This window comes from Campylobacter sp. CNRCH_2015_0814, from assembly GCF_025772765.1.
GTDB lineage: Bacteria > Campylobacterota > Campylobacteria > Campylobacterales > Campylobacteraceae > Campylobacter_D.
On record NZ_JAKMSR010000002.1, the window covers coordinates 68,826 to 94,958 of the forward strand.

29 protein-coding genes are annotated in these 26,133 nt (G+C 29.5%); 22 read left to right on the plus strand and 7 right to left on the minus strand.

Features of this window, described 5'->3' with window-relative positions; translation table 11 throughout:
• Window positions 1-7: 7 nt before the first annotated feature.
• The 15 genes from L8X24_RS01430 (at window position 8) to msrA (ending at window position 14,552) form a co-directional block, all read left to right on the plus strand.
• Complete coding sequence (locus L8X24_RS01430) at window positions 8-991, plus strand: substrate-binding domain-containing protein (RefSeq protein ID WP_263663288.1); 984 nt, start codon at window positions 8-10, stop codon at window positions 989-991.
• Between the two features lie 14 nt (window positions 992-1,005).
• On the plus strand, window positions 1,006-1,920 hold the full coding sequence (gene pstC, locus L8X24_RS01435; RefSeq protein WP_263663289.1) for a phosphate ABC transporter permease subunit PstC: 915 nt from the start codon (window positions 1,006-1,008) through the stop codon (window positions 1,918-1,920).
• Window positions 1,917-3,005 (plus strand): phosphate ABC transporter permease PstA, encoded by a 1,089-nt coding sequence (gene pstA, locus L8X24_RS01440; RefSeq protein ID WP_263663290.1) that lies wholly within the window; start codon window positions 1,917-1,919, stop codon window positions 3,003-3,005. The genes pstC and pstA overlap by 4 nt, the downstream gene beginning before the upstream one ends.
• On the plus strand, window positions 3,002-3,742 hold the full coding sequence (gene pstB, locus L8X24_RS01445) for a phosphate ABC transporter ATP-binding protein PstB (RefSeq protein ID WP_263663291.1): 741 nt from the start codon (window positions 3,002-3,004) through the stop codon (window positions 3,740-3,742). Before pstA ends, pstB begins: the two co-directional genes overlap by 4 nt.
• A 166-nt stretch (window positions 3,743-3,908) precedes the next feature.
• Complete coding sequence (locus L8X24_RS01450; RefSeq protein WP_263663292.1) at window positions 3,909-5,225, plus strand: MATE family efflux transporter; 1,317 nt, start codon at window positions 3,909-3,911, stop codon at window positions 5,223-5,225.
• Entirely contained in the window at window positions 5,201-5,866 is a 666-nt protein-coding gene (locus tag L8X24_RS01455) for a M48 family metallopeptidase (RefSeq protein WP_263663293.1), read from the plus strand. The genes L8X24_RS01450 and L8X24_RS01455 overlap by 25 nt, the downstream gene beginning before the upstream one ends.
• A 73-nt stretch (window positions 5,867-5,939) precedes the next feature.
• Complete coding sequence (gene pepE, locus L8X24_RS01460) at window positions 5,940-6,767, plus strand: dipeptidase PepE (RefSeq protein WP_263663294.1); 828 nt, start codon at window positions 5,940-5,942, stop codon at window positions 6,765-6,767.
• Window positions 6,768-6,867: 100 nt separating this feature from the next.
• Window positions 6,868-8,382 carry a hypothetical protein gene (locus tag L8X24_RS01465; protein WP_263663295.1) on the plus strand — a complete coding sequence of 505 codons (1,515 nt, stop codon included), beginning with the start codon at window positions 6,868-6,870 and terminating at the stop codon, window positions 8,380-8,382.
• Entirely contained in the window at window positions 8,363-10,561 is a 2,199-nt protein-coding gene (hypF, locus tag L8X24_RS01470) for a carbamoyltransferase HypF (RefSeq protein WP_263663296.1), read from the plus strand. Before L8X24_RS01465 ends, hypF begins: the two co-directional genes overlap by 20 nt.
• Before the next feature lie 63 nt (window positions 10,562-10,624).
• Window positions 10,625-11,359, plus strand: a complete 735-nt coding sequence (gene hypB, locus L8X24_RS01475; RefSeq protein WP_039628341.1) for a hydrogenase nickel incorporation protein HypB — start codon at window positions 10,625-10,627, stop codon at window positions 11,357-11,359.
• Window positions 11,359-11,640, plus strand: coding sequence for a HypC/HybG/HupF family hydrogenase formation chaperone (locus L8X24_RS01480; protein WP_257935574.1), 282 nt, complete (start codon window positions 11,359-11,361; stop codon window positions 11,638-11,640). Before hypB ends, L8X24_RS01480 begins: the two co-directional genes overlap by 1 nt.
• Window positions 11,627-12,718, plus strand: coding sequence for a hydrogenase formation protein HypD (gene hypD, locus L8X24_RS01485; protein ID WP_263663297.1), 1,092 nt, complete (start codon window positions 11,627-11,629; stop codon window positions 12,716-12,718). The genes L8X24_RS01480 and hypD overlap by 14 nt, the downstream gene beginning before the upstream one ends.
• 1 nt (window position 12,719) lies before the next feature.
• On the plus strand, window positions 12,720-13,691 hold the full coding sequence (hypE, locus tag L8X24_RS01490) for a hydrogenase expression/formation protein HypE (protein WP_263663298.1): 972 nt from the start codon (window positions 12,720-12,722) through the stop codon (window positions 13,689-13,691).
• Window positions 13,691-14,056, plus strand: coding sequence for a hydrogenase maturation nickel metallochaperone HypA (locus L8X24_RS01495; protein ID WP_039641489.1), 366 nt, complete (start codon window positions 13,691-13,693; stop codon window positions 14,054-14,056). The genes hypE and L8X24_RS01495 overlap by 1 nt, the downstream gene beginning before the upstream one ends.
• A complete protein-coding gene (msrA, locus tag L8X24_RS01500) occupies window positions 14,046-14,552 on the plus strand; it encodes a peptide-methionine (S)-S-oxide reductase MsrA (protein WP_263663299.1) in 507 nt (168 codons plus the stop codon). The genes L8X24_RS01495 and msrA overlap by 11 nt, the downstream gene beginning before the upstream one ends.
• Here the strand turns inward: msrA and L8X24_RS01505 are convergent.
• Genes L8X24_RS01505 through L8X24_RS01535 form a run of 7 tightly spaced genes read right to left on the minus strand, consistent with a single transcriptional unit; the run spans window position 14,549 to window position 21,409 of the window.
• Window positions 14,549-14,749, minus strand: coding sequence for a DUF2892 domain-containing protein (locus L8X24_RS01505; protein WP_012661495.1), 201 nt, complete (start codon window positions 14,747-14,749; stop codon window positions 14,549-14,551). The genes msrA and L8X24_RS01505 overlap by 4 nt on opposite strands.
• Before the next feature lie 57 nt (window positions 14,750-14,806).
• Complete coding sequence (locus L8X24_RS01510) at window positions 14,807-15,412, minus strand: Crp/Fnr family transcriptional regulator (RefSeq protein ID WP_263663300.1); 606 nt, start codon at window positions 15,410-15,412, stop codon at window positions 14,807-14,809.
• Between the two features lie 39 nt (window positions 15,413-15,451).
• On the minus strand, window positions 15,452-15,976 hold the full coding sequence (gene tpx, locus L8X24_RS01515) for a thiol peroxidase (RefSeq protein WP_012661493.1): 525 nt from the start codon (window positions 15,974-15,976) through the stop codon (window positions 15,452-15,454).
• A 54-nt stretch (window positions 15,977-16,030) separates the two neighbouring features.
• Window positions 16,031-18,058 (minus strand): ATP-dependent helicase, encoded by a 2,028-nt coding sequence (locus L8X24_RS01520; protein WP_263663301.1) that lies wholly within the window; start codon window positions 18,056-18,058, stop codon window positions 16,031-16,033.
• A gap of 7 nt (window positions 18,059-18,065) precedes the next feature.
• Entirely contained in the window at window positions 18,066-19,307 is a 1,242-nt protein-coding gene (locus L8X24_RS01525; RefSeq protein ID WP_087700579.1) for an ArsS family sensor histidine kinase, read from the minus strand.
• The gene (locus L8X24_RS01530) at window positions 19,304-19,978 is read right to left on the minus strand and encodes a response regulator transcription factor (protein ID WP_039626094.1); all 675 of its coding nucleotides are present in this window, start codon (window positions 19,976-19,978) and stop codon (window positions 19,304-19,306) included. The genes L8X24_RS01525 and L8X24_RS01530 overlap by 4 nt, the downstream gene beginning before the upstream one ends.
• 12 nt (window positions 19,979-19,990) lie before the next feature.
• Entirely contained in the window at window positions 19,991-21,409 is a 1,419-nt protein-coding gene (locus L8X24_RS01535) for a DegQ family serine endoprotease (protein ID WP_263663302.1), read from the minus strand.
• A gap of 148 nt (window positions 21,410-21,557) precedes the next feature.
• On the opposite strand from L8X24_RS01535, the gene L8X24_RS01540 reads away from it, so the two are divergent.
• Genes L8X24_RS01540 through L8X24_RS01570 form a run of 7 tightly spaced genes read left to right on the plus strand, consistent with a single transcriptional unit; the run spans window position 21,558 to window position 26,123 of the window.
• Window positions 21,558-22,430, plus strand: coding sequence for a co-chaperone-curved DNA binding protein A (locus L8X24_RS01540; RefSeq protein WP_039628332.1), 873 nt, complete (start codon window positions 21,558-21,560; stop codon window positions 22,428-22,430).
• Window positions 22,431-22,442: 12 nt separating this feature from the next.
• On the plus strand, window positions 22,443-22,817 hold the full coding sequence (locus L8X24_RS01545; protein WP_039668403.1) for a heat shock protein transcriptional repressor HspR: 375 nt from the start codon (window positions 22,443-22,445) through the stop codon (window positions 22,815-22,817).
• Window positions 22,818-22,841: 24 nt separating this feature from the next.
• Window positions 22,842-24,467: a cation:proton antiporter gene (locus L8X24_RS01550; protein ID WP_263663303.1), complete on the plus strand. Its 1,626-nt coding sequence runs from the start codon at window positions 22,842-22,844 to the stop codon at window positions 24,465-24,467.
• Window positions 24,464-24,796, plus strand: a complete 333-nt coding sequence (locus tag L8X24_RS01555) for a hypothetical protein (RefSeq protein WP_263663304.1) — start codon at window positions 24,464-24,466, stop codon at window positions 24,794-24,796. Before L8X24_RS01550 ends, L8X24_RS01555 begins: the two co-directional genes overlap by 4 nt.
• Complete coding sequence (locus L8X24_RS01560) at window positions 24,793-25,419, plus strand: HAD family hydrolase (RefSeq protein WP_263663305.1); 627 nt, start codon at window positions 24,793-24,795, stop codon at window positions 25,417-25,419. Before L8X24_RS01555 ends, L8X24_RS01560 begins: the two co-directional genes overlap by 4 nt.
• A gap of 3 nt (window positions 25,420-25,422) precedes the next feature.
• Window positions 25,423-25,686: a DUF2018 family protein gene (locus tag L8X24_RS01565; protein ID WP_039618310.1), complete on the plus strand. Its 264-nt coding sequence runs from the start codon at window positions 25,423-25,425 to the stop codon at window positions 25,684-25,686.
• 29 nt (window positions 25,687-25,715) lie between these two features.
• The gene (locus L8X24_RS01570; protein WP_263663371.1) at window positions 25,716-26,123 is read left to right on the plus strand and encodes an exporting protein; all 408 of its coding nucleotides are present in this window, start codon (window positions 25,716-25,718) and stop codon (window positions 26,121-26,123) included.
• The last annotated feature ends 10 nt before the right edge of the window (window positions 26,124-26,133 follow it).

Here is a 26,133-nt window from a genome sequence, read left to right on the forward strand (position 1 = left end):
AGAAAAAATGAAAAAACTTTTGGCTTTAAGTGTAGCTACTTTTGTTAGTCTAAACGCAGCAGAATTAAAAATAGCAGGTTCATCTACTGTCTATCCTTTTACTTCTTTTGTTGCTGAAGAATATGCTGTTATAAAAAATACAAAAACACCTATAGTTGAAAGTCTTGGCACAGGCGGTGGTTTTAAAGTTTTTTGTGAAGGAATTACTGATATTTCTAATGCTTCAAGAGCTATCAAGCCAAGTGAATTTGAAACTTGTAAAAAATCAGGTGTGAGTGATATAGTCGGGGTTATGATAGGCTATGATGGCATAGTTTTAGCTCAAAATAAAATCAATGCTCCATTAAATATAAGTTTGCATGAGTTATTTTTGGCTTTGGCCAAAGAAATTCCACAAGATGGAAAATTAGTCCCAAATCCTTATACAAATTGGCAACAAATCAATAAAAATCTACCAAATAGAAAAATTACAATCTATGGTCCTCCATCAAGTTCAGGAACAAGAGATAGTATAGAAGAGCTTGTAATGGTAGATATTTCTAAAAAAATTCCTGAATACAAAGGTGCATATAAAACTATACGCCAAGATGGAGCATTTATACCAAGCGGTGAAAATGATAATTTAATTGTTTCAAAACTTTCTGTTGATAAAGAAGCTTTTGGGCTTTTTGGATACGGATTTTTAGCTAGCAATGATGATAAGGTTAATGCAGTTGATATTGATGGTGTAAAAGCTGATGAGAAAAATATATCTGAAGGAAAATATAAACTAGCTCGTTCTTTGTTTATATATATGAATACTAAGAAAAATCCAGAAGTATTTGAATTTGCAAAAATTTATATGAGCGATGATTTAGCTAAGAGTGGGGCAGAATTAGAAAAAATAGGATTAGTTCCTTTGGATGAAAAAACTTTAAAACAAACCCAAAAACATATAGAAGAAAAAGGTTTATTAACTGATGAGCTTGTTAAAGCAGGGAAAGTTTTTTGATTTAGGATGAAAAATTGATAAAAGAAAAAATAATAAAATTAACGCTTTTTCTTTGTGCTTTTGTTAGCGTAGTAGTAAGCTTTGCTATTATGCTAACGATTTTAATCGAGGCTTTAAAATTTTTTCAAAAAGAAAGTGTATTTACTTTTTTATTCTCAAGTCAGTGGGCAGCAGATGCTGCATTTGTAGGTGCTGATGGAAGTAGCAAGCATGGTGTTTTTGGTGCTTTGAGTTTATTTTGGGGAACTTTTTATATTTCACTAATAGCAATGTTAACAGCCCTACCTTTAGGCATAATGTGTGCTATTTATCTTGGAGTATTTGCAGGTAAAAAATCTAAAAACTATTTAAAACCTATTTTAGAAATCATAGCAGGAATTCCTACTGTAGTTTTTGGATTTTTCGCAGCCATAGTTGTAGCTCCTTTTATAGTATGGTTTTTCTCTCTTTTTGGTGTCAAAGCTAGTTTTCAAAGTGCCCTAGGTGCAGGTTTTATCATGGGTATCATGATAGTCCCTATAGTGGCTTCACTCTCGCAAGATTGCATTGAAGCTGTAAGTTCAAAAAGGATAAACGGAGCTTATGCTTTAGGTATGACTAAAAAAGAAGTCGTTTTTGCAGTAATTTTACCAGAAGCAATGCCAGGTATAGTTGCAGCTTGTCTTTTAGGACTTTCAAGAGCTTTAGGTGAAACAATGATTGTTGTTATGGCTGCTTCACTGCGTCCAAATTTAACAATGAATTTTTTAGAAGATATGACAACAGTGACTGTAAAAATAGTAGAAGCATTAAGCGGTGATCAAGCTTTTGATAGTTCTTTAGCTTTAAGTGCATTTTCTTTAGGGCTTGTGCTTTTTATTATTACATTAATCATTAATATTTTTAGCGTTTATTTGATAAATCGCTTCCATAAAAGGAAAAATTTATGAAAAAACTTTTTAAACAAAGAAAAAAAGCTTCAAAAAATTTCAAAAGATTCTGTAAAATGGGGCTTTATATAAACCTTATTTTTCTTTGTATTTTTTTATCAAGTGTAGGGTATCTTGGGATAGGAGCTTTTAAGCAAACTTACATTTATGCCCAGGCTGATAGAAATAGCCCTTCATATGAGCTTTTATCGCGTGCTGAACAAAGGAAAATAAGAACGGGTCAAATCAAAGAAAAATCTTGGCTTTTAGCAAATTCTGAAGTTGATCAATATATGAAAAAAAATTACAATAAACTAAGCGATGAGCAAAAAAAATTAGTTGATGAATTAGTTCAAAAGCAAGAAATCAAACTAAGTTTTAACACAAATTTTTTCCTTAATGGAGATTCTAAATCACCTGAAAATTCAGGAATCTTTGCTTCTGTGGTTGGAACTTTGCTTGTAATGTTAATATGTATGGCTGTGAGTATCCCAATAGGAGTTGGAGCAGCTATTTATTTAGAAGAATTTGCTCCGCAAAATGTATTTACGCATTTTATAGAAGTGTGTATTAATAACCTTGCAAGTATTCCTAGTATTTTATTTGGACTTTTAGGACTTGGAGTGTTTATTAATCTTTTTGGGATGCCTCGTTCTAGTGCTTTAGTTGGAGGATTAACTTTGGCTATTATGAGCTTACCTATTATTATTGTTTCAACTAAAGCTGCCTTAAAAAGTGTGGATATTAATATGAAAAATGCAGCATATGCTTTAGGCATGACTAAAATTCAAATGATAAAAGGCATTATGCTACCTTTGGCAATGCCTATGATTTTAACAGGTTCTATTTTAACTCTAGCAGGGGCTATTGGCGAAACCGCACCTTTGATGATTATAGGTATGATAGCTTTTATACCTGATGTGGCAAATAGTGTTTTTGCACCAACAAGTGTTTTACCTGCTCAAATTTTTTCATGGTCAGCTATGCCAGAGCGTGCATTTTTAGAAAGAACAGCAGCAGGGATTATAGTACTTTTATCTCTTTTGGTGATTTTAAATTTAGCAGCAATACTTTTAAGAAGATATTTTCAAGGAAAATTAAAATGATAGCAAAAACGACAAATTTAAATTTATTTTATGGTAAAAAACAGGCTTTGTTTGATATTAATATCGAAATTCAAAAAAATAAAATCACAGCTTTAATAGGTGCTTCAGGCTGTGGAAAATCCACATTTTTGCGTTGTTTTAATAGGATGAATGACAAAATAGCAAAAATCGATGGTCTTATTGAGATTGATGGAAAAGATGTTAAAAATCAAGATTTAGTTGTGCTTAGAAAAAAAGTTGGAATGGTATTTCAACAACCTAATGTTTTTGTAAAAAGCATTTATGATAATATTTCTTATGCTCCAAAATTCCATGGGATGATCAAAAACAAAGATGAAGAAGATGCTTTGGTGGAAGATTGTCTTAAAAAAGTAGGGCTTTTTGAGGAGGTAAAGGATAAACTAAAACAAAATGCTCTAGCACTTTCAGGTGGTCAGCAACAACGCCTTTGTATTGCAAGAGCTTTGGCTATAAAGCCAAAATTATTACTTTTAGATGAACCAACTTCTGCACTTGATCCTATATCTTCAAGCATTATAGAAGAGCTTATTAAAGAATTAAGTCATAATCTTTCTATGATCATGGTAACACATAACATGCAACAAGCTAAGCGCGTGGCTGATTATACTGCGTTTTTTCATTTAGGAGAACTTGTAGAATTTGGAGAGAGTAAGGAATTTTTTGAAAATCCTAAAGAAGAAAAAACAAAAGCTTATTTAAATGGAGCTTTTGGATAATTTTTATTTATTTAGAAATTTTGATGATATAATTAATCAAAATTTCTAAAATACATTTGTTTATTCTTGAAATCAGCAAAATTAAAAATATATTTATCTTTAAAAAAGTAATTTTTAAGTAAAATTACTTTTTACTTTCAAAAGATTATTATCAAAAAGAGTATTCATGGCAAGCAAACAACTTTCACTCAAGCATCTTAGTATGCCTATACTACTTGAAATGTTTTTAAGATATTTTTCATTGATTATTAATACCGTTATGGTTTCGCAGTATTCTAATTTTTTAGTTGGGGCTATGGGTGCGGGTAATCAAGTAGCAGATTTATTTATTATTATTTTTAGTTTTTTAAGTGTGGGTTGTAGTGTGGTGATTGCTCAAGCTTTAGGAGCTAAAAATTATACTTTAGCTAGAAAAGTAATCCATCAAAGTTTATTTTTAAATGGCTTAATCGGACTTGTGTGTGGAAGTTTGATTTTATGGCATGGAGAGTTTTTACTTTACCTTTTACAAATTCCAAATGAACTTTTAAAAGACAGTGAAATTTACTTGCATATGCTTGGAATTTGTTTGTTTTTTGATGCTATGGGTATAGTTTTGGCCGCTATTATTAGGGTGTATAATATGGCTTATTGGGTTATGTTTACAACCTTATTGATGAATATTGTGATATTTATAGGAAATTTTTATGTGTTACACTTTACCAAATTAGAGCTTTTTGGAGTAGGGCTTAGTAATATACTTGGGCGTTTGGTAGCCTTTAGTATGCTTATAGCAATACTTAGTTTTAAGCTCAAAATTCATCTTAAAATTAAAGAGATGATAAGCCTTGAAAAAGCTGTACTTAAAAAGATTTTAAATATCGGTGGGTTTGCTGCTGGTGAAAATTTAATATGGTTTATACAATACACCATAGCTTTTGCTTTTGTAGCAAGTTTAGGTAAAGAAAACTTAAGTGTTCAAACGATTTATTTTCAAATTTCTTTACTTATTATGTTAGTAGGGCAAGCTATAAGTGTGGCAAATGAGATTATCATAGGTAAATTAGTTGGCGCAAAATACTTAAATGTAGCTTATAAACATACTTGGATAGCTTTGTATTTTAGCGTGGTTGCAAGTGCTTTTGTAGCTTTACTTAATTATGTTTTGCAAGATTTTACCATGGGTGTAGTAAAGCTTGAAGAAAGTTTAAAAGAGCTTATGATACCACTTTTTACTCTTTCAATATTCTTAGAAATCTCAAGAACTTTTAATATAGTCATGGTAAATTCACTAAGAGCAAGTGGTGATGCGAGGTTTCCGTTTTTAAGTGGAGTGGTATTTATGCTTGGGGTTTCTTTACCGGTTGGCTACGTGCTTTGTTTTTATGCTGGACTTGGAATTTTAGGAGTTTGGATAGGTTTTTGTGCAGATGAGTTTTTGCGCGGTATTGTAAATTCATATAGATGGAAAAGTAAAAAATGGCAAGGCAAAGCACTAGTATAAAAGGAATTTTAGAATTTAAAGAATTTCGTTTTGCTTTTGAAAAGAAAAAACTTAAATACTTAAGACTTAGGGTAGATAGGGATTTAAATTTCAAACTTAGCATACCGCTATATTATGAGCAAAGAGATGTTTTAAGATTTTTAGAAAAAAATGAAAGTTGGATTAGAGCCAAAGAAAAAGAACTTTCTTTAAAAAGAGTAGTTTTAGCAAGTGATGAGTTGTGTTTTTTAGGTAAAAAATACAAGCTAGTTTTTAATGAAAATCATAAAAAAGTTCTCATAAAAAAAGATAAAATCTTTGCAAAAAATCAAAAAGCCTTAGATCTTTTTTTAAGGCGTAGTGCTAGGGTGATTTTTGAGTATTTTATAAAAAAATGGCAATTTATCCACAAGAGAAAGGTACAAAGAATTTGTATTAAAGAAATGATTTCAAGATGGGGTTCTTGCAATCATCAAAAAGCATATATAAACTTAAATTTAAAACTCATGCAAAAACCTATAAAAGCTATAGAATATGTGATTTTGCATGAACTTACACATTTAATCTACCCACATCATCAAAAAGAATTTTATGATTTTTTACATAAATTAATGCCTGATTATAAAGCAAGGGAAATTTTTCTAAAAAGTCTTATTTTTTAACAAAAATTTATTTTAATTTAAAAAATCATTTATTAAAATAAATTGTTTTTAAATATCTTTTAAAGGAAAAACAATGAAAAGAAGAAATTTGTTAAAAGTAGGTGCTCTTGGTTTAGCTGCTATGCTTTTTAGCGGGGTTGCATTAAATGCAAAGTCAAACGATTTAGTTAATTTTCCAAAAGATAAGCAAAAAGCTTTATTGCTCTCAAGTTCAGGCTATAAAGACACTGGGTATTTAAACCATGCTTTACCTTGGCTTAAAGAATTTGTTGAAAAAAATAATTTAAAAGGCAAAAAAGTAGCATTTATACCTTATGCAGGTGTTAGAAAAACTTATGAGCAATATGAAGCACAAGTTGCTAAAGCTTTAGAGAGTTTAGGACTTCAAATAATTAGTGTGCATAGAGGTAATGCTGTTGATATTGTTAAAAGTGCTGATGCGATTTTTGTAGGGGGTGGAAATACTTTTGAACTTGTAAATCAACTTTACAATAATAACCTAGTAGAACTCATTGCAAAAAGAGTAAGCGAGGGTATACCTTATGTTGGCTGGTCAGCAGGCTCAAATGTAGCAGGAGCAACTATGATGACAACTAATGATATGCCTATAGTTGAACCAAAATCATTCAATACTTTTAATATCTTCCCTCATCAAATCAACCCACATTTTATCTCAGGCAAACCAGTAGGACACAATGGTGAAAGCCGCGAAGAAAGACTTGAAGAGTTTTTGATTGTTAATCCTAAAGTAGTTGTTTATGCTTTGCCTGAAGGTGTTGCATTATTACTTGATGGCAAAAAAGCAAAAGTTTTAGGTATGGATAAAAATGCTCCACTTTTAAAACTTGAAAACAAAAAAGAAATTCAAAAAATCGCTATTGGTTCTGAATTTAACTACTAAAATAGCAAGCTATCTATATTTTAGATAGCTTGTTTAAGCTTTCCTTAGAATTAAAATTGTTATATTTATACTTTAAAAATTTAATTTTAAGGTTTTTAACTTGCTTTTAGAAATTACTTTTGATTATAAATCTAAAAACGATATTTTTGAGTATTTGTTAGCTTATTATGCTAAAGATTATGTGTATAATTATGAGCAAAAAGATGAAAAAATCATCATTAAAGTTAAAGGTGAAAAAGATGAAATTCAAGCCTTTTGTTCTAATTTAGAAAATATCAGCCATAGTGTTTTTTTAAACAAATTTGACTTAAAAGTTATAGAAGAAGATTTTACACCTATAAAAAAAGAAAAAACCTTCACCAAAAGAAGTTTTTTAACAAGACTCAATGCAAATGCTTATACTAATGGCGAGCTTGTAGAAAATGAATGGGATGTTTTTGTAGAAGAAGAGTTTAAGATAGAAGAGGATTTTATAAAAATCACTAAAGAAAATTTCTGCGATAATTTAAAAAAAGCCTTGGAAAAATTAAAAAACAAAGAAAAAATATATTTTAAAAGCTCAAAAGGAGTATATGCTTTTGAAATTTTTAATGAAGCATTAGATGATTTTTTAATGCCAAGTGATCCAAAACATATCAATGCATTTTTTTCCTGCAATAACGAGCAGTTTAAAATCTTAGCAGGGGTTGAAAAGCCTCTAATAAAGCTTAAATTTAATGCTATTTTTAGGCAAAATCATCAATTAAATCATGAGTATTTTAAAATAAAAATATATGATAATCTTTTCTTGTTTGCCTTATGTTTTGAGCTTGAAAAAGAGGGAATTAAGTTTTTAAATTTTAAAAAGTTAGAACATTTTGAAGATGATTTTGAAGTGGCTTTAATCGAAAATGAGCTAGTAGTTTGCAGGGGTTATGATTATATTTTACCTGAGTTTAAAAATTTGATTTTTCAAAAAGAAGATAAAAATTTTGCAAGAATTTCTTGTATATTGTCTGATTTTAAAGACAAAAAGCCTTTGCTTTTAGAACTTAGTAAAAAATATGATGATATTATTTTACTCGATAAAGAAATCAATCTTTTAAAACTTTGCTTGCCAAAAAGCTTTGATGAGTTTTATGAAACTATAAGTCAAGATGATGTTGCTAAGAGATTGCTAGCTAATTATGAAAAAGAATTTATTCTTGTACGAAAAGAACTTAATATGGCTAATAATTTTTTTAATCTTTTTGGCATGGTAGGGATGATTTTAGAGCTTGGTGAAGACGAGAAAAAAGCAGCATTAGCGCTTTTAGCTTTAGCAGATGAGAGTAAAATGGCAAAAGGTGTTAGGATAGATTTTAAGCATAATGAGCAAAAAGAATTTGATTACACTAAGACCTTAAGAAGCGTGATGAGTTTTAAGCTTGCTGGAGTAGAAAATCAAATCATAGCCTTAGGTGTTGTTGAGAGTTTGGCGTATTTTTTAAGAGATTTATTTGATGATTTAAAAGCTAAAGAACAAGTTGATTGTGCCGTGCTTAGTGGGAGCTTGTTTGAACATAAAAGCCTTAGTAAAAATGTATTTAAACACATACCATTTTTTAAGTTAAGTGATGTCCCACTTTGGATATGAAATTCATATTAAAGGGCTAGTGCAAGGCGTTGGCTTTCGTCCTTTTGTTTTTAATATAGCCAAAGAGCTTAATTTAAAAGGTGAAGTTTATAATAATAGCTTAGGTGTTGTTATAATCCTTGAGTGTAGTAATGATGAATTAGAAATTTTTAAAGAAAAACTTTTTGCTAATTTACCGCCTTTAGCTAGGATAGATGATTTTAATTTTTCTTATAAAAAACTTCAAAAAACTTATAGTGAATTTAGTATAAGTACTTCACAAGATAGTGAAAAATTTAGCCCGATTTTAAGTGATTTTGCTCTTTGTGAGGATTGTTATAATGAATTTTATGATGAGAAAAATCCGCGTTTTAAATATCCTTTCATCACTTGTACAAATTGTGGGCCAAGATTTTCTATTATAAAAAAACTTCCATATGATAGAGTTAATACGACTATGGATGAGTTTAAAATGTGTTCTTTTTGTCAAAGCGAGTATGAAGATCCTGTTAATCGTCGCTTTCATGCCCAACCACTCTCATGTCCAAAATGTAAAATTACTATTTTTTTAAAAGATAAAAATCAAAATATTTTAGCCAAAGATGAAAAAGCTTTTATCTTGCTTGCAAAGCTTTTAGAAGAAGGTAAAATCATAGCTTTTAAAGGTATGGGTGGGTTTCATTTAATTTGTGATAGTACAAATGAAAATGCTATAAATGAACTTAGAATACGCAAAAATCGCCCTAAAAAGCCTTTTGCTATTATGGTAAAAGATCTTAAAATGGCTCAAGAATTAGCTTTTATTAATGAAGCTGAAGCAAAACTTTTAACTTCAAATTTAAAACCCATAGTTATTTTAAATAGCAAAAATATCCATAAAAGCTTAGCATCAGATACCAATAAAATAGGTATTATGTTAGCTTATATGGGAACACATTTAATGCTTTTTGAACATTTTAAAAAACCTATCATTGCAACAAGTGCTAATTTAAGTTCACAAAGCATTATTTATGAAGAAACAAAACTTTTAGAGCAACTTAGTGATGTATTTGATTTTTATCTTGATTATGATAGAACAATACACAACTCAAGCGATGATAGTATTGCTCAAGTTATTAGCGAAAAAATTATGTTTTTAAGGACTTCAAGAGGCCTTAATCCACTTTATATCAATACAGCAGATATTTTTAATACAAAAGAAAATATTCTAGCTCTAGGAAGTGAGTTAAAAAACGAATTTGCTTGTTTTTTTAAAAATCAAATTTTTATTTCTCCTTATATAGGCGATATGAAAAGTTTAGACATACAAGAGAGATTTTTTAAAATTTTAACTTTCTTTCAAAACTCTTATAAACTAAATTTTGACCATATTTTAAGCGATAAACACCCACAATTTAACTATGTAAAAGAATTTAAAGATTATAAAAATTTTCGCGTGCAACATCACTATGCACATTTGTGTGCTTGTTTATTTGAACACAAAATTTACAAAAATGATGTTTTAGCCTTTGTTTTTGATGGAACAGGTTATGGAGATGATGGAAAAATTTGGGGTGGTGAGATTTTTAGAGCGAATTTAAAAAACTATGAAAGGTTAAATCATTTTAAAAATTTCAAACTCATTAATGCAGATATTAAAAACATTGCAAATTTAGCTTTAGCTTTGATTTTTGATTTTAATTTAGAAAACAAAGCTAGCGAGTTTTTAGCTAAATTTTCTCAAGTAAAATTAAATAATCTTAAAAAAATTTACACTCAAAGCTCTTTATATACGAGTTCTCTTGGTAGGATCATCGATGCTTTTGGTGCTTTTGCTTTTGATATACAAAAGCTTGATTATGAAGCACAAATTGGACTTTTGATGGAAAAATATTATGATAAAAATCTTGATTATAGTTACAAATTTGATATCCAAGAAAAAGAAATTTGCTTTAAAAATGCTTTTTTACAAGCTTTAGAAGATAAAGATAAGGTTAAAATTAGCACAGGTTTGCTTAATGGCATTGCAAATTTAATTATAGAATATTCAAAAGATTTTAAAGAAGAAGTGCTTTTGTGTGGTGGGGTATTTCAAAATAAAACCTTACTTGAAATTTTAGATCGAAAAAAATTCACTTATAAAACTTCTTTACAATTTCCTTGCAATGATAGCTCTATTGCGCTTGGGCAGCTTGTGCATTATTTATCTTTAAAAACTTAATAAAACTCATATTTTTTTAATACTTTTTTATATACAATAAAATAAAAATATAAAGGAAAGATTATGTGTAAAGATTGTGGCTGTTCTATTAATGGACATGAACATCATCATGATCACCATCATGAAAATCCAGCTTTAAAAGATGAAAAAACTATTAATGTTATTAGTAAAATTTTATCAAAAAATGATCATCAAGCAGCTCATAATAGAGAGCATTTTAATGAGTATAATACTCTTTGTATTAATCTAATGAGTTCTCCAGGAAGCGGTAAAACAACACTTTTAGAAGAAACTATAAAAACTTTAAAAGATGATTTAAAAATAGCCGTGGTTGAAGGGGATTTAGAAACTAATAATGATGCAAATCGCATTATCAAAGCAGGAGGCTTAGCTCATCAAATCACCACAGGACAAACTTGTCATTTAGATGCTTTTATGGTGCATGAAGCTTTACATCATTTTAAACTTAGCGAACTTGATATAGTATTTGTTGAAAATGTAGGAAATTTAGTATGTCCTGCAAGTTATGATTTGGGCGAGCATTTAAATGTGGTTTTACTTTCAGTAACAGAAGGTAGCGATAAGGTAGAAAAATATCCAGTGATGTTTAGAAAGGCTGATTTATTAGTCATTACTAAAGCCGATTTAGCTCAGCATTTTGACTTTGATTTCAAAGCAGCTTCTATGGCTGCTAAAAGACTAAATCCTAAAATAGATATTATGATTTTAGATAGCAAAACAAAAACAGGGTTTGATCTTTGGATAAATTATCTAAAAATGAAAAAGGAGCTTAACTAATGTGTCTTTCTATACCTTCTAAAATTTTAGAAATTAATGAGCTAAATTCAGCCATAGTAGAAACTTTAGGGGTTAAAAGAAGAGTGAGTTTAGACTTGATAAGCGAACCTTTAAAAGTAGGCGATTATGTGCTTATACATGTGGGTTTTGCTATGGAAAAAATCGACACTCAAGCTGCACAAGAGAGTTTAAAAATTTATACTGATATAGCAGAGAAAATGCAAAATGGACAAATTGATGAAAATGAAGGCGATATGGGGCTAAAAAATGGATTTAATTAATGATTTTAGAGATAAAGAAAGAATTTTAACCCTAAAAGAACTTATTGCTTCTAAAATTACTAAGCCTATTAATATCATGGAAATTTGTGGTGGACATACGCATAGTATTATGAAATTTGGTTTGCCTGATTTATTACCCAAAGAAATTAATTTTGTTCACGGCCCAGGTTGTCCTGTGTGTGTTATGCCAAGAGAGCGTATTGATGTGGCTTTAAAGCTTGCAAGTATGCCAAATACTATCTTTTGTGTATTAGGCGATATGCTTAAAGTGCCAGGAAGCTATGAAAGCTTAATTGATCTTAGAGCTAAAGGAGCTGATGTTAGAGCGCTTTATACACCTTTGGATGTGATAGATATAGCTTTAAAAAACCCTGAGAAAAACATAATCTTTTTTACCATAGGTTTTGAGACAACTACACCTATGAGTGGGGTGATTATAGAAAAAAGTATAGCCTTAAATTTAAAAAATTTATTTTTTCATATCAATCATGTTTTGGTTCCACCCGCAGTAGAAGCTATCATGCAAGATAAAAATGTAAAAATTGATGCCTTTTTAGGACCTTCTCATGTAAGTGTCATCACAGGATCAAACATTTATGAACCTATTGCTAAAAAATACCAAACACCTATAGCAGTAAGTGGATTTGAACCGGTTGATATAATGCTTAGTGTGTTAAATATAGTAGAGCAAATGAATGCAAATACTTTTGAAGTTTATAATGAATATCACAGAGTAGTTAGTAAAGAAGGAAATTTAAAAGCTAAGGCTTTAGTAGAAAAATACTTTAAACCTTGTGATTTTGAATTTAGAGGTCTTGGAGTGATTGTAAATGGTGGGCTTTGTTTAAAAGATGAATTTGCGCACTTAGATGCTAGTAAAGTGTTTGATTGTAAAGTGCAAAGTAAAGATGAGAGTAAAGCTTGTATTTGTGGTCAAATTTTAAGAGGTTTAGCTAAGCCTTATGATTGTAAGGTGTTTGCAAAAGCTTGCACTCCAAAAAATCCTATAGGTAGTTGTATGGTTTCTAGTGAAGGAGCTTGTGCGGCTTATTATAAATACTATCAAGATAAGGCATAAAATGAAACAAATTACTCTAGCCCACGGTGGTGGTGGCGAAGAAATGAATGCTTTGATAAATGAAATTTTTTCTATTTTTGAAAATGATGTTTTAAAAGAAGCAAATGATGCTGCTATTTTAGATGATCTGGCTTTTAGCACCGATTCTTTTGTACTAAATCCTATCTTTTTAAAAGATATAAATATAGGAAAATTAGCAGTTTGCGGTAGCGTAAATGATGTATTAATGGTGGGAGCAAAACCGCTATATTTATCACTAGCTTTGATTTTAGAAGAGGGTTTTGAGCTAGAAAAATTAAAAATTATACTAAAATCTATAAAAGAAGAATGTGATAAAGCAGGAGTAAAACTAGTTTGCGGGGATACTAAAGTTGTTCCTAAAAATAAAGGTGATGAAATATATATTAATACTTCATGCATAGGTAAAAATATACAAAAAATCAATACCAAAGACTTAAAAAGTGGTTGTAGTATCTTAGTTTCAAGGGATATTGGAGCTCATGGTTGTGCGGTTTTGATTGAAAGAAATAATTTAGAGGCAAATATCCAAAGTGATTGTAAAAGCTTAAAAGATGAAGTTTTAGCACTTTTAAATACAGATATTTCTATAAAAGCAATGCGTGATGCTACGCGTGGTGGACTTAGTGCGGTTTTAAATGAATGGGCTAAATTAAGCAATTTAGAGCTTTTAATATATGAAGAAAAAATTCCAGTTTGTGATGAAGTTTTAGGGGTTTGTGAGCTTTTTGGATATGAGCCTTATGAGCTTGCAAATGAAGGAACTTTTATTATTTGTGTAGATAAAAAAGATGAGCAAAAAGCATTAGAAATTTTAAAACAATTTAATGCTAATGCAGCCATTATAGGTGAAATCACAGCTAATGAAAAAGCAAGAGTGGTTTTAGAAAATGCTTATGGAGCAAAACGCATTTTAGAGGCTCCAAAAGGCGAACTTTTGCCAAGAATTTGCTAATGCATGAGTTAAGTATTACAGAATCATTACTAGAGCTTTGCGAAGAATATGCTCAAGGAAAAATTATTGAAGAAGTGCATGTTAAAATAGGGCGCTTAAGTGGGGTTGAGCCTCCACTTTTACAAAGAAGCTTTGAAACTTTTAAAGAAAATAGTCCCTTATGTAAAAATGCTAAATTTATTATGCATATTCAAGAAGTAGTAGTTGAGTGTCAAAAATGCCATTTTAGTGGAGTGCTTGAAAATAATATCTTTTGGTGCCCAAAATGCGAAGATAAAGATTTAAAAATCATAGATGGAGAAGAACTTTATCTTATGCAACTTGTTTTAAAAGAAAACGAGGATTTAGAAAACAATGACAAATAAAGAAATCATTTTAGGTGCGGGTTGTTTTTGGTGTACTCAAGCTGTGTTTGATGAAATTAAAGGTGTAGTTTATACAGAAGTAGGTTATAGCGGTGGTAAGCCAAATCCAAATTATGAAAGCGTGATAAATGGCGATGGAAATATAGAAGTAGCTAAGATAATTTATGATGAAAAACAAATTTCATTAGAAAAAATCTTAGAAATTTTTCTCAAAATGCATGATCCAACAAGCTTAGATAAACAAAGTGCTGATGAGGGGATACAATATAGATCAGTTATTTTTTATCAAACTAATGAGGAGTTAAAAATCATTAGTGATTTTTTACAAAAAGCACAAAAATATTATGCTAAAGCTATAGTTACACAAGTTTTAAAATTAGAAAAATTTTATAAGGCTGAGGATTATCATCAAAAATATTTTAAAAATAATCCCAGCCAAGCTTATTGTAGATTTGTCATTACACCAAAGCTAGAAAAACTAGCAAATTATTCCTAATTTTTCTTTTTAGAAATAGGGCAAACCCCAAGTGGACAAGCTTGTTTTCCACTAAGCACTCTTATGGGACAAACAGCAAAAATACCTGTTAATAAAGGAATTAAACCCAATAATCCCCACCAAGTTGAAAAATAAACTCCCAAAGAAAACGCCACTATGGCTAAAGCTATTCTTAGCACTCTTTCTAATTTACTCATAATTTCTCCTTTTTGTTGATATTATAAATAAATTTTAAAAGTATTTCTGTGATAAAGTTACAAAGAAATTAGTATTATTTTAGATCTTTCAAGTTTGATTTTACCTTCTTTTTCTAATTCTTTTAAAATTCTTGAAACGGCTTCTCTGGCGCTTCCTAAGTGATTAGCTAAAGCTTCATGGGTAATTTTTAAAGTATTGTTGCTAGCATTTTCTTTCAAAAAATCACAAATTCTAGAAGATAAAGGCATAAATAAAGCTTGTTCTAAAACTTTGATTAAGGTATTAAAACGCTTGGTGATTAAACTTAAAACATAATTATTAATTTTTGGATATTTTTCTTTTAAAATTTGAAAAATTGATGAGGGGATGATGGCTATACTTGTATTTTGAGTACTTTGTATAAAAACATCATAAGATATGCCATCCATATTACACTCAGAGCAAATAACACATTCGTCATTTTCTTTAAGGTGAAAAAGTGTTATTTCTTTTGCATTTGGGGTTAAAATAAAAGCTCTAAGCTCACCTTTTAAAATTTTTATAAATCCTAAACATTTATCATTGACCTTAAAGTCTTTTTCGATGTTTATTATTTGTAAGTGCTCTTGTATAAGTTTGAGATCTTGTTTTTCTATTTCAAAACGAGAAAGAAAATTTTCCATGTTTTTAAATTTTAAAAGCCTATAAAAGGCTTTTAAATTTTAGTGGCAACCACAACCACCACATCCACAACTTTGACCAAAGAAGCTTTCTAAAGCTTGCATATTTGGAAGTTCTGTTACTTCATTTACTAATTCTTTATAAGCAACCACACCATCTTTAACTACAAACACTGCTCTAGCTAAAATTCCCTCAAGTGGACCATCAGCCATTAAAACACCATATTTTTCACCAAATTCTTTAGAAACAAAATCACTTGCAACAGTTAAATTATCTATACCTTCAGTTGAGCAAAAACGACCCATAGCAAATGGTAAGTCCATGCTAACTACGATTACTTCTACACCACTTGCTGCTGCTTTTTTATTAAATTCTCTAGCTTCAGTTGCACATACTGGAGTATCAAGGCTTGGCACGCTGATAATAATTTGAGTTTTGCCTTTTGGAGCAATTTCAACACCTGAAAGATCTTTAGCTTTTAAGGTGATATTTGGAGCCATATCGCCAACTTGGATGTTGTTTCCTTTTAGATTTACTTTATTTCCTTTGAATAATACACTATTCATTTTTTCTCCTTGAATGATTTTTATTAATCATAATATAAAAAGATTAATAAAGTCTTATTTTTGTTCTTCTTTGCACATACCTGCTTCGATTAGAAAACATGAAGGTTGATAATTGCTTTTTTTAATCTTGTCATATTTTGCATAGCTTAAGTATAAAGTATCCTTAGCTCTAGTTACTGCTACATAAAAAAGCCTTCTTTCTTCTTCCAAACTTCCACCCATGCTCATGAGTTTTTGATTAGGAAATCTTCCTTGTGCAAGATCAATTACAAATACAAGCTCAAACTCAAGCCCCTTACTAGCATGTATGCTTAAAAGATTAACACCACTACCGCTACTCATTTCACTAGCACCAAGAGTAAGAAAATTATAATATTTATAATTATCACTATAATTTTTAGCAAGTTCTTTTAATACAAATATTTTCGCATTGATTTTTTCTAAAATTTCATTTTTTTTATTTAAATCAACATTGGAGTTTTTATTAGTCGCTCTTTTGGTTGCTAAAATATCACAAATTTCTTTAAAATAATCATTTTCTAAGATCAAATTTACAAGCTGGGTTGAAACCTTACATTCACTTGCTTTTTTAATAAAAAGATAAATTTTTTCAAGATTTTTCGCACAAAACTCGTTGATTTTAGGTAGACTTAAAATAGGGTGGGTGTTAAATTCACTTTCTAAGTTAAACCTTGAAGGTGAGGCTAGCTCCTCAATATCATCAAAAAGTCCTAGTTGGTAACTTTGTTTTTTGTATTTTTTTAAACTCACATTACTATCAGGATTTAAAAAACCTTTAATCAAACTAGAATGTCCCAGCTTTAATAAAGCATCAAAAATATCTTTTGCTAAAACCCCACCAACTCCTTTGGTATATTCAAGTAAGTGTATAAAAGCCATGATATCTTTTGGATTAAGCACGATTGCAAGCATAGAGCAAAAGTTTTTAACTTCCAAGCTTTCAAAAAAACTTCCCCCACCTTTTCTTTTGCTTGCTATACCAAGTTCTCTTAAGGCAACTTCTACTCCATCTGCGCTAGAATTGTTTCTAAAAATAACAGCGATTTCATCAAGATTAACTCCACTTTGTAAGATTATTTTTGCTATGGTAGAGTATTGATCAAATAATTCATTGAAAGTTAGCAAACTTGGTGCTTTAAAATCTCCTTCTCTAGTTACAATCAATTCTTTAGGATATAATCTTTCATTGTTTAAAATCACTTTATTAGCTAGTGCAAGTATATTTTTACTAGAACGATAGTTTTTATTTAAAGTAAAAATATTTGCATCGATAAATCTATCTTTAAAACTTCCTATAATAGAAATATCAGCTCCATTAAAAGCATAAATACTTTGGTCATAATCCCCCACACAAAATAAACTTTTACTTTTAAAAGCATCAATTAATGAACCTTGTAAAGTATTAGTATCTTGGTACTCATCTACTAAAATCTCATCAAATTCAAAATGATGTGAAGCTAAAACATGTTTTAATTTGATCAATAAATCATTAAAATCCACATAATTAAAACGTGCTTTTTCTTCTTCGTATTCTTTTAAAATATCTTCATAAATTTCAGCATAAACAGCTTGTTCATCATAATTTTGACAAAACCAATTATAAAATTCATCTAAATTTGCATTAGTATTTTGAAATAAAGAATACACATCATACAAATAACTTGGCATATAAGGTTTAGTGTCGCTTAAATGATGAAAAGTGCGTTTTTCAAAAATGGAACGTAAAAGAATTTTAAGCTCACTAGCAGGTTTTAAAATAATATCATGATTTAACTCTTTAAGTAGGGAATAAGCAGTGCTATGAAAAGTTCCTGCTGTGATTTTTGAAGTAATACTTTTATCAAAATACCTGCCAAGTCTTTCTATCATTTCTTTACTAGCTTTGTTTGTAAAGGTTAAAAGCATAATTTTTTCAGGCTTTATATTATTTTGAAGTAAAAAGGCTATTCTTGCAACTATAGTTGAAGTTTTACCTGTGCCTGCGCTTGCTATGATAAGATTGTGTCCAAAAGGAGCACTAGCAGCTTTGTATTGTTCTTCATTTAAACGCGATAAGGGCATGAGCTTCCTAGTTTAAAATTATATTTTGTATATCATTAAAATAAAAATGATTGATACCATCTTTATATTCATAATAAAGCGTAAGTTTATGAGAATCTAAAATAGTCTTAACAATATATAATCCAAGTCCAAAACTATCTTTGTTTTTCTTTCCTTGCGTAAAGGCTTGAGTGTAGTATTTCAAGTCTTTATCTAAGGCTTTTCCTTTGTTTTTAAAGCAAAGATAATCTTTAGTTATTTCTATAGTAACGCAATTTTCATCAGAGTATTTTGTTGCATTATCTATCATATTTTTCATCGCAGTAGTAAAAAGTTTAAAATCCACATTGACGCTAAAACTTTCTTTGATACTAATTTTTACCTTTTCATCATCACTCATAGCTATATCTTTAGCTTCATCTAAAAGATCTAAGATATTGTATTTTTTTAAATTAATCAAACCAGCACCTGAAGTAATTTGTTCAATGGCTGCAAATTCATTAATCAAAATTTCCAAACGATTAAAAGCACCCACTAATCTTTCTTTATATTTGCTATCTTCAAGCATTTCTAAAGTAATTAAACCTTTAGTAATAGGTGTTTTTAACTCATGCATAATATTTCTTAAGAAAAATTGCCTTGAAGTGTTTAGTTTTTGAATTCTCAAAATAGACTCATAAAAGGCTGTTGCTACTTGAGAAATTTCATCATTGCCTTTACTGACATTTTGAATTTCATTGAGTTTATTTTCGCCAAATTTATCTATTTGTCTTTTTAAAGCTCTAAGTGGTTTTAATTTTCTAATGATAAAAATATATAAAATCAATAAAACCATTACCACTATACTAGCAATAAGCTTAATCACAAAATAACGATAACCTTGATATTCTAAATCTTTGTACAAATAAAGCTTACCATCAAAAATGATTTTTAAATATACATTATCTTCTAAAGTAATGATTTCAACTACACCTGTGCTAGTTTGAGCGCGTGCTATGGTTTCAGCTTTGTAGATGATTTTTCTTATAGAAGATGGGGTTGTTAGTTCTATCATTTTGTAATTTTTTGTTTGCTCATAAAATTCTTTTTCGCTAATTACATGGTTAAAATACAATAATCTTGCATTAGCTATAAAAGAATATTTCGCATTAAGCTCATTAGTGTAATTTTGCTGATCATATTTTATAAGCCATAAAAATGCCAAAATCACACTAACGCTAGCAAGCAAAAAAACAAAGGTTATGGTATAAAAAATTGATGATTTATTCATTGAGTTAATTTATACCCTATACCTCTGATTGAATGAATGTATTTTGGAGTTTTAGGATCATCTCCGATTTTTTGTCTGATTCTGCTAATGATTACATCTATACTTTTATTACTAGAATCTTCACTAATAGAGCTACAATTATACACAAGTTCTTCACGACTCACCACTCCACCTTCTTTTTTAATTAAATAACTCAAAATATCAAATTCAGCATTGGTAAAGCTAATTTCTTGATCTTTCATAGTGATAGTATGTTTATATTTATCATATACAAGATCTTTTTTAACTTGAGCTTGAGCAGTTTTTGTATTTGAAATTCTTCTTAAATGACTTTTAATCCTTGCTTGAAGCTCTTGAGGATTATATGGTTTTGGTAAATAATCATCTGCACCCAAATCAAGAGCTGCAACCTTATCGCTAATATCATGTCTTGCACTTGAAATGATAATGGGTGTATCATATTTTTTACGAATTTCCTCGCATACTTCAAGTCCATCAAGTCCAGGTAAGCTTAAATCTAAAATGATTAAATCATAAGGATTTAAAGCAAGTCTTGAAAGACCTATATAAGGTTCATGAGCAATATCTACTTTCATATCAAATTGCTCTAAATATTCAGCTATAATCTCTGCTAATTCTAAATCATCTTCTATCATTAAAATATTTGTCATTTTTTTCCTTTCTTAAAAAAGTAAAGCTCTAACCATACCGCCTCTATTAATCCAAATTTTAACATATTCTTTGCCTTTATTTAATTCTAAAGCCTTAGATAATTCTTTAAAATTTGAAACTTCATATTGATCAATACCTATAATAATATCACCTTGCTCAAAGCCTATTTTTTCTGCTTTTGATTTTGGAGTAACTTCAGTGATTAAAATACCACTAATATTTTCAGGTATGCGGTATTGCTGTTTATTTTTAGAATCAAGCTCTACTAATTTTAAACCATCAATATAACCTTTTTCATATTGTAGCGATTTTTCATCTGTTTTTAGCATAAATTTAACTATTTTAACTTTATTATCTCTTTCATAAGTTACCTCTATAGCTTGTTTTGGATCAATACTTCCTATATAATTTTTTAAATCCATAGGGCTTTTAATCACAGTTTTATCTACTTTTATAATCAAATCACCTCTTTTTAGCCCTGCATTATAAGCTGCTGAGTCTTTTTGAACTTCTGTTATTAAAGCTCCTTCTTGATTAGTATAAGCTTTTTTAATATCTTGAGTTAAAGCTCCTATAACTACACCTAAATATCCTCTTTCTATTTTTCCATGCTCGATAAGTTTTTGTGCAATAGATTTTGCCATATTAGAAGGGATTGCAAAGCCTATACCATTATTTCCTCCACTTCTTGAAAGTATGGCTGAGTTTATCCCGACTAAAGCCCCTCTACTATCTACTAAAGCCCCACCTGAATTTCCAGGATTAATTGAAGCATCCGTTTGAATGAAATTTTCGTATTGATTTAAACCTATATTATTTTTATTTAAAGCTGAGATAATTCCACTTGTAACACTACTTCCAACACCAAAGGGATTACCTAGAGCAAATACTACATCACCTTCTAATAATTTATCTGAATCAGCAAAAACTACTGCGGGTAAGTTTTTTGCTTCTATTTTTATCACTGCTAAATCTGTTTTAGGATCAGCTCCGATTAATTTAGCTTTATATTCAGTGCTAGAATCAGGTAAATTTACAGTAATTTTTTCAGCATCTTCTATAACATGATTATTTGTTATAATATAACCATCGCTTGAAATAATTACACCAGATCCAAGCGAACTTACTACTTCTTTTTTATTTTTTTTACTTTTTGGAGCTTGTGGAAAATCAAAACCAAAAAATTGTTTAAAATAAGGATCATTGAAAAAATCATCAATCCCAAAGGAATTACTTTGAACGGTTTTAGAAGTTGAGATATTCACAACTGAATTTTTAGCTTTTTGTATAGAATCATGATAAGAGAGTATAGTATTTTGATTATCAGTTGGTAAAGATCTTTTTACATTATCATCTGCTTGTTTAAAATCAATACTAGCACTAAAAAGACTAGTTGCTAATGCCAAAGAAAGAACCATAGTTTTTTTCATGTATTATCCTTTGTAAAATCAATTTACACAAGTATAAAATTTTATTTTTACGCAATTGTAAATAAAACCTTTAGTTTTAAAACTTATAAAAGTTGATTGACTAAGACTAAAGTTTATGGTATAATCTTATAAAAAATAAGGAATAAAAATGAGTAATAGTTTATATGAGACACTAGGTGTTTCGCAAAATGCTAGCGCAGATGAAATAAAAAAAGCTTATAGAAAATTAGCAAGACAATACCACCCAGATATCAATAAAGAAGCAGGTGCTGAGGAAAAATTTAAAGAAATTAACGCCGCTTATGAAATTTTAAGTGATGAGAAAAAAAGAGCTCAATATGATAGATATGGTGATTCTATGTTTGGTGGGCAAAGTTTTCATGATTTTTCAAGAAATGCAGGCGGAGCTGATATTAATGATATTTTAAATAATATTTTTGGCGGAGGTTTTGGGGGTTTTGGCAGAGGCTTTAGCTCTAGTAATAATTTTAGAAGTGGTTTTGGAGGTTTTGGGGGTTTTGAAGAGGATTTAGACTTACAAGCAAGTGTTAAAATTCCTTTTGAAAAAGGAATTTTAGGTGGTGAACATACTATAAATATTAACAACGAACAAGTTAAAATCAAAATTCCACATGGTATAAAAGATGGCGAAAAGCTACGCATACGAGGTAAAGGAAAAAGCTTTCAAGGACAAAAAGGAGATTTGATTTTAAAGGTAGAGCTTGAAAAAAGCGATGAATATGAAAGAGAAGATGATGATTTATACAAAAAAGTTGAAATTAGTTTAAAAACAGCACTTTTTGGAGATAAAATCAGCGTACATACTCCAAGAAAAGAAGTTAAAATCACCATACCACCAAATTCAAAAAACAATCAAAAAATCAGACTTAAAGGCTATGGGGTGCAAAATAGAAAAACAGATCTTTATGGAGATATGTATTTAATTTTAAATGTAAAAATACCTGATATTAATAGCCTTGATCCTGAATTTGTAAAAATTTTAGAAGAAAAATTACCTTAAAAGGAGTATGCAATGGAGCATAGTTATGATGAACCGGTGTATCTTATAAGTGTTGTTGCAAAGGTTTTAAGCATACACCCACAAACTCTAAGACAATATGAAAAAGAAGGTTTGGTTGAACCAAGTAGAACCGATGGCAAAATGAGACTTTATTCTCAAAAAGATATAGATAGAATCAAAATGATTTTACGCTTAACAAGAGATCTTGGAGTTAATTTAGCTGGTGTTGATGTGATTTTAAAACTAAAAACAAAAATTGATGAGTTTGAAAATACCATTGAAGAATTAAGATTAGAACTTGATAGAAGAGATAATCCTTCAAAATCAAGAGCAGTAGTAAAACACAGAAGCAATTTTGACTTAATTTTTTTAGAAAAAATAAAATAATAAAACATTACAAAAGGTTGGTGAGTGGATGCTTTTATAACTTTATTTTTAACTGCAGTAGCAGTTGCTGTCGTACTTAATGTTATACTTAAAAAATTTGGAATTCCAACCATTATAGGCTATATAGCTACAGGTTTATTTGTGCGTGAATTTTATGGTTTTAGCACCAATGAAATCATTATCCATGTGGCTGAGTTTGGTATAGTTTTTTTAATGTTTACCATAGGGCTTGAATTTTCATTTAAACACCTTTTAGCAATGAAAAAAGAAGTGTTTTTAAATGGAAGTTTGCAAATGCTAACTTGTGGCTTGGTTTGTACTTTGCTTGTAACTTATATTTTAGGTATAGCAAACCATATAGCAATGATAGCAGGTTTTGCTCTAGCTTTATCTTCTACAGCTATAGTTTTAAAAATACTTAATGATAGTGGCGATATCAATGAAGAATATGGCCGAAAAGCTTTGGGAATTTTGCTTTTTCAAGATATTGCTGTGATACCACTGCTGTTAATGATTGATATATTTAGCTCTCAAAATGCTGATATTTCAAAGCTTTTATTTACAACCTTAGTCAGTGCTGTGATTTTACTTGTTTTGCTTTATTTTATAGGCAAATACCTTTTTACTTATGTTTTAAAATTTATCATTAAGACCAATGCAAATGAAATTTTCATCGCTACTATACTTTTTACCGTAATAGGAGCAAGCTTTTTAGCGCATTCTTTTGGTTTTTCTTACTCGCTTGGAGCATTCATAGCTGGAGCTTTGATAGCTGAAACTAAATATAAACATAAAATAGAAGCAGATTTGGTTCCTTTTAGGGATTTACTTTTAGGGTTTTTCTTTATCAGTGTTGGCTTGCAAATTGATTTTCATATAGTTTTTGAAAATTGGTTTTTGATTTTTGTTTTTGTAAGCTTGGTGTTATTGATAAAATTTGTAGTAATTTATGGTCTTTTAATCCTTTATACGAGAAAAAGAGTAGCTTTAAAAACTGCTTTGAGTATTTCTCAAATTGGAGAATTTGCTCTAGCGGTGTTTTCACTAATGCAAGTAAATTCGCTTATAGATGAAAAAACAGCACAAATTTTTATTATAGTTTCTATCATCACTATGGTTGCAACACCTTTTATTTTAAATAATCTTAGAAAAATAGCCAACGCAGCCGAAGGTGAGCAAAATGATATGGCTAAATTTTATCTATGTGATCAAAAAATGAAAGATCATTTTATCATTTTTGGTTATACAAGATTAGGTCAAGAAGTGGTGCAAAAGATCAAAAAAACAGGTATTCCATATCTAGTTTTAGAAAGTGATTTAAATTTAGTTGAACTTGGGCGTAGCAGAAATGAGAATGTTTTTTTTGCTAGTGTAGCGCAAGTAGAAACACTAAAGGTAGCTAATATAGAAGAATGTTCAGTTGCTATTATAACTATAAGCAATGAAGCTAAACTTGATATGCTCTATCAAGTGCTTTCTAATTTCAATAAACCCATACAAACGGTTTTAAAAACAAGTGGTACAGGTGCTAAGATCATTTTCCCACACACTGATAAACATTTACACATTGTAGATGCTGAAGCTTCAATAGCTAGAAATTTAGTACAAGAAGCATTACAATGTAGAATCAATACAAGTGCAGCAGAATGAAAAATGATGAAAAAGCTTTAAGAGTTAAATATGTAAGAGCTTTGGAAAAATTTACCAACTCTGCTGTGAATGCTTTAAAAAGGGAAGATTTTGATTTAACACTTTTTAGAGAAAGAATGCAAAAAAATGCTAAAATCTTTGAAAAAGTTCAAGCGGTGTTTTTGGATTCTACTTATACTAAAGCTTTAGAGCTTTTTGTAAATGAGTGTTTAGATGAAAGTTTAGACCAAAAAACCTTAGCTTCAAAAGCTAATGCTTTGTATAAGCTAAAAAATAATCAAAGTTATAAAAAAGACAAACATAAAATTAAATTTAAGGATGAATATTGATAAATGTAATTTTTGATATGGATGGCACGCTTATAGATAGTGCTAATGCCATAGTATGTGCGGTAAATGAAATAAGATCGGATTTAAATTTAGAACCTTTAAAAAGAGAGTTTATTTTAGATACTATCAATACTCCTGGGCAAAATTATGCTAAGATTTTTTATGGGGTTGATACTTACTCACATACTAGTTTTAAAGAAGGTTATGAAAAATATTTTATTAAGCATTATGATCAAAGTGTGGTGCTTTTTGATGGTGTGCTTGAGGTTTTGGAATTTTGTAAAAAAAACGATTGTTATCTGGCTATAGCTACTAATGCACCTCAAGAAAGCTTGGTGCCTATTTTAAAAAAACAAAACATTCTTTCATATTTTGATAAAATACTAGGTGTTAGTTATGGTATAGAAGCTAAGCCTGATCCTATGATGCTAAGATTAATCGCAGATGAAGCAAAATATGAAAAAAGTATTTTTATAGGCGATAGTTTAAAAGACAGACTTTGTGCTAAAAATGCTAAGATGGATTATATACATATTTCTTGGCAAAAAGAAACTAAAGACTTAGATGAAGTTAACGATAAAACTACTTTAATAGAAAAAATTCAAACTCACATGAAAGGTTAAAAAATGGATATTTTTGATGAAATGTTTGCAAAAAGCCCTAAAGAAAAATTTATTGAAACAATAAAATATGCAAATTTAGGTGCATTGGAAAATGTTTTAGAAAAATTATTAGCCGATCATATCGCTATGATAGAGCTTTTAGAAAAAAATAATTTAAATGAAAGCGATGTAGCGCAATTTCAAATGGAAAATTCACTCTTAATAGATGAGAGAAAAAATGATTTTTACATAGGCTTAAGTGCTGAAATTTTAGGGCATGAGGGTTGATTTTGCGTTTACTTTTATCTTTATTTTTGATGTTTAATTTTTTAAAGGCTGAAGTATTTTTTGATTATACTTATAAATTTACCCTGAGTAAAGATGAAAAAGCAAGTGTAAAAATAAAAGAAATTGACTATCCTGATGAGATTTATTATTTTGACTTCTCATGGACTTTATTTGATCAAACTAATATCATCGTTCATTCAAAGTATAAAAGATACCCTAGACAATTTGTGATGTCTTTAAGAAGAAATTTAAACTGGGTTGATCAAACCTTAGTGCCTGATTATAAAAATCCTTATATAGATAGAGCAAGATTGATACTTGAATTTAGTGATTTTAAAAAAGGTAAGGCTATTTTTACTGTGTATATAGAAGATAGAGATAAGAAATTAGAAGTAGAATTTTTAGACCCTAGAAAAGCCACTCTTAATCAAAACTAAAGTAAAATTT

Bases quoted from the DNA above. Each gene is read 5' to 3' on its own strand.
- hypD (WP_263663297.1), top strand. From the start codon at position 11,627: ATGGATTTAATTAATGATTTTAGAGATAAAGAAAGAATTTTAACCCTA.
- L8X24_RS01450 (WP_263663292.1), top strand. From the start codon at position 3,909: ATGGCAAGCAAACAACTTTCACTCAAGCATCTTAGTATGCCTATACTA.
- pstB (WP_263663291.1), top strand. From the start codon at position 3,002: ATGATAGCAAAAACGACAAATTTAAATTTATTTTATGGTAAAAAACAG.
- L8X24_RS01480 (WP_257935574.1), top strand. From the start codon at position 11,359: ATGTGTCTTTCTATACCTTCTAAAATTTTAGAAATTAATGAGCTAAAT.
- L8X24_RS01525 (WP_087700579.1), bottom strand. From the start codon at position 19,307: ATGAATAAATCATCAATTTTTTATACCATAACCTTTGTTTTTTTGCTT.
- hypE (WP_263663298.1), top strand. From the start codon at position 12,720: ATGAAACAAATTACTCTAGCCCACGGTGGTGGTGGCGAAGAAATGAAT.
- pepE (WP_263663294.1), top strand. From the start codon at position 5,940: ATGAAAAGAAGAAATTTGTTAAAAGTAGGTGCTCTTGGTTTAGCTGCT.
- L8X24_RS01505 (WP_012661495.1), bottom strand. From the start codon at position 14,749: ATGAGTAAATTAGAAAGAGTGCTAAGAATAGCTTTAGCCATAGTGGCG.
- L8X24_RS01520 (WP_263663301.1), bottom strand. From the start codon at position 18,058: ATGCCCTTATCGCGTTTAAATGAAGAACAATACAAAGCTGCTAGTGCT.
- L8X24_RS01495 (WP_039641489.1), top strand. From the start codon at position 13,691: ATGCATGAGTTAAGTATTACAGAATCATTACTAGAGCTTTGCGAAGAA.
- L8X24_RS01570 (WP_263663371.1), top strand. From the start codon at position 25,716: ATGTTTAATTTTTTAAAGGCTGAAGTATTTTTTGATTATACTTATAAA.
- L8X24_RS01455 (WP_263663293.1), top strand. From the start codon at position 5,201: ATGGCAAGGCAAAGCACTAGTATAAAAGGAATTTTAGAATTTAAAGAA.
- L8X24_RS01545 (WP_039668403.1), top strand. From the start codon at position 22,443: ATGGAGCATAGTTATGATGAACCGGTGTATCTTATAAGTGTTGTTGCA.
- pstA (WP_263663290.1), top strand. From the start codon at position 1,917: ATGAAAAAACTTTTTAAACAAAGAAAAAAAGCTTCAAAAAATTTCAAA.
- L8X24_RS01555 (WP_263663304.1), top strand. From the start codon at position 24,464: ATGAAAAATGATGAAAAAGCTTTAAGAGTTAAATATGTAAGAGCTTTG.
- hypB (WP_039628341.1), top strand. From the start codon at position 10,625: ATGTGTAAAGATTGTGGCTGTTCTATTAATGGACATGAACATCATCAT.
- L8X24_RS01540 (WP_039628332.1), top strand. From the start codon at position 21,558: ATGAGTAATAGTTTATATGAGACACTAGGTGTTTCGCAAAATGCTAGC.
- L8X24_RS01430 (WP_263663288.1), top strand. From the start codon at position 8: ATGAAAAAACTTTTGGCTTTAAGTGTAGCTACTTTTGTTAGTCTAAAC.
- tpx (WP_012661493.1), bottom strand. From the start codon at position 15,976: ATGAATAGTGTATTATTCAAAGGAAATAAAGTAAATCTAAAAGGAAAC.
- L8X24_RS01510 (WP_263663300.1), bottom strand. From the start codon at position 15,412: ATGGAAAATTTTCTTTCTCGTTTTGAAATAGAAAAACAAGATCTCAAA.
- msrA (WP_263663299.1), top strand. From the start codon at position 14,046: ATGACAAATAAAGAAATCATTTTAGGTGCGGGTTGTTTTTGGTGTACT.
- L8X24_RS01535 (WP_263663302.1), bottom strand. From the start codon at position 21,409: ATGAAAAAAACTATGGTTCTTTCTTTGGCATTAGCAACTAGTCTTTTT.
- L8X24_RS01565 (WP_039618310.1), top strand. From the start codon at position 25,423: ATGGATATTTTTGATGAAATGTTTGCAAAAAGCCCTAAAGAAAAATTT.
- L8X24_RS01530 (WP_039626094.1), bottom strand. From the start codon at position 19,978: ATGACAAATATTTTAATGATAGAAGATGATTTAGAATTAGCAGAGATT.
- hypF (WP_263663296.1), top strand. From the start codon at position 8,363: ATGTCCCACTTTGGATATGAAATTCATATTAAAGGGCTAGTGCAAGGC.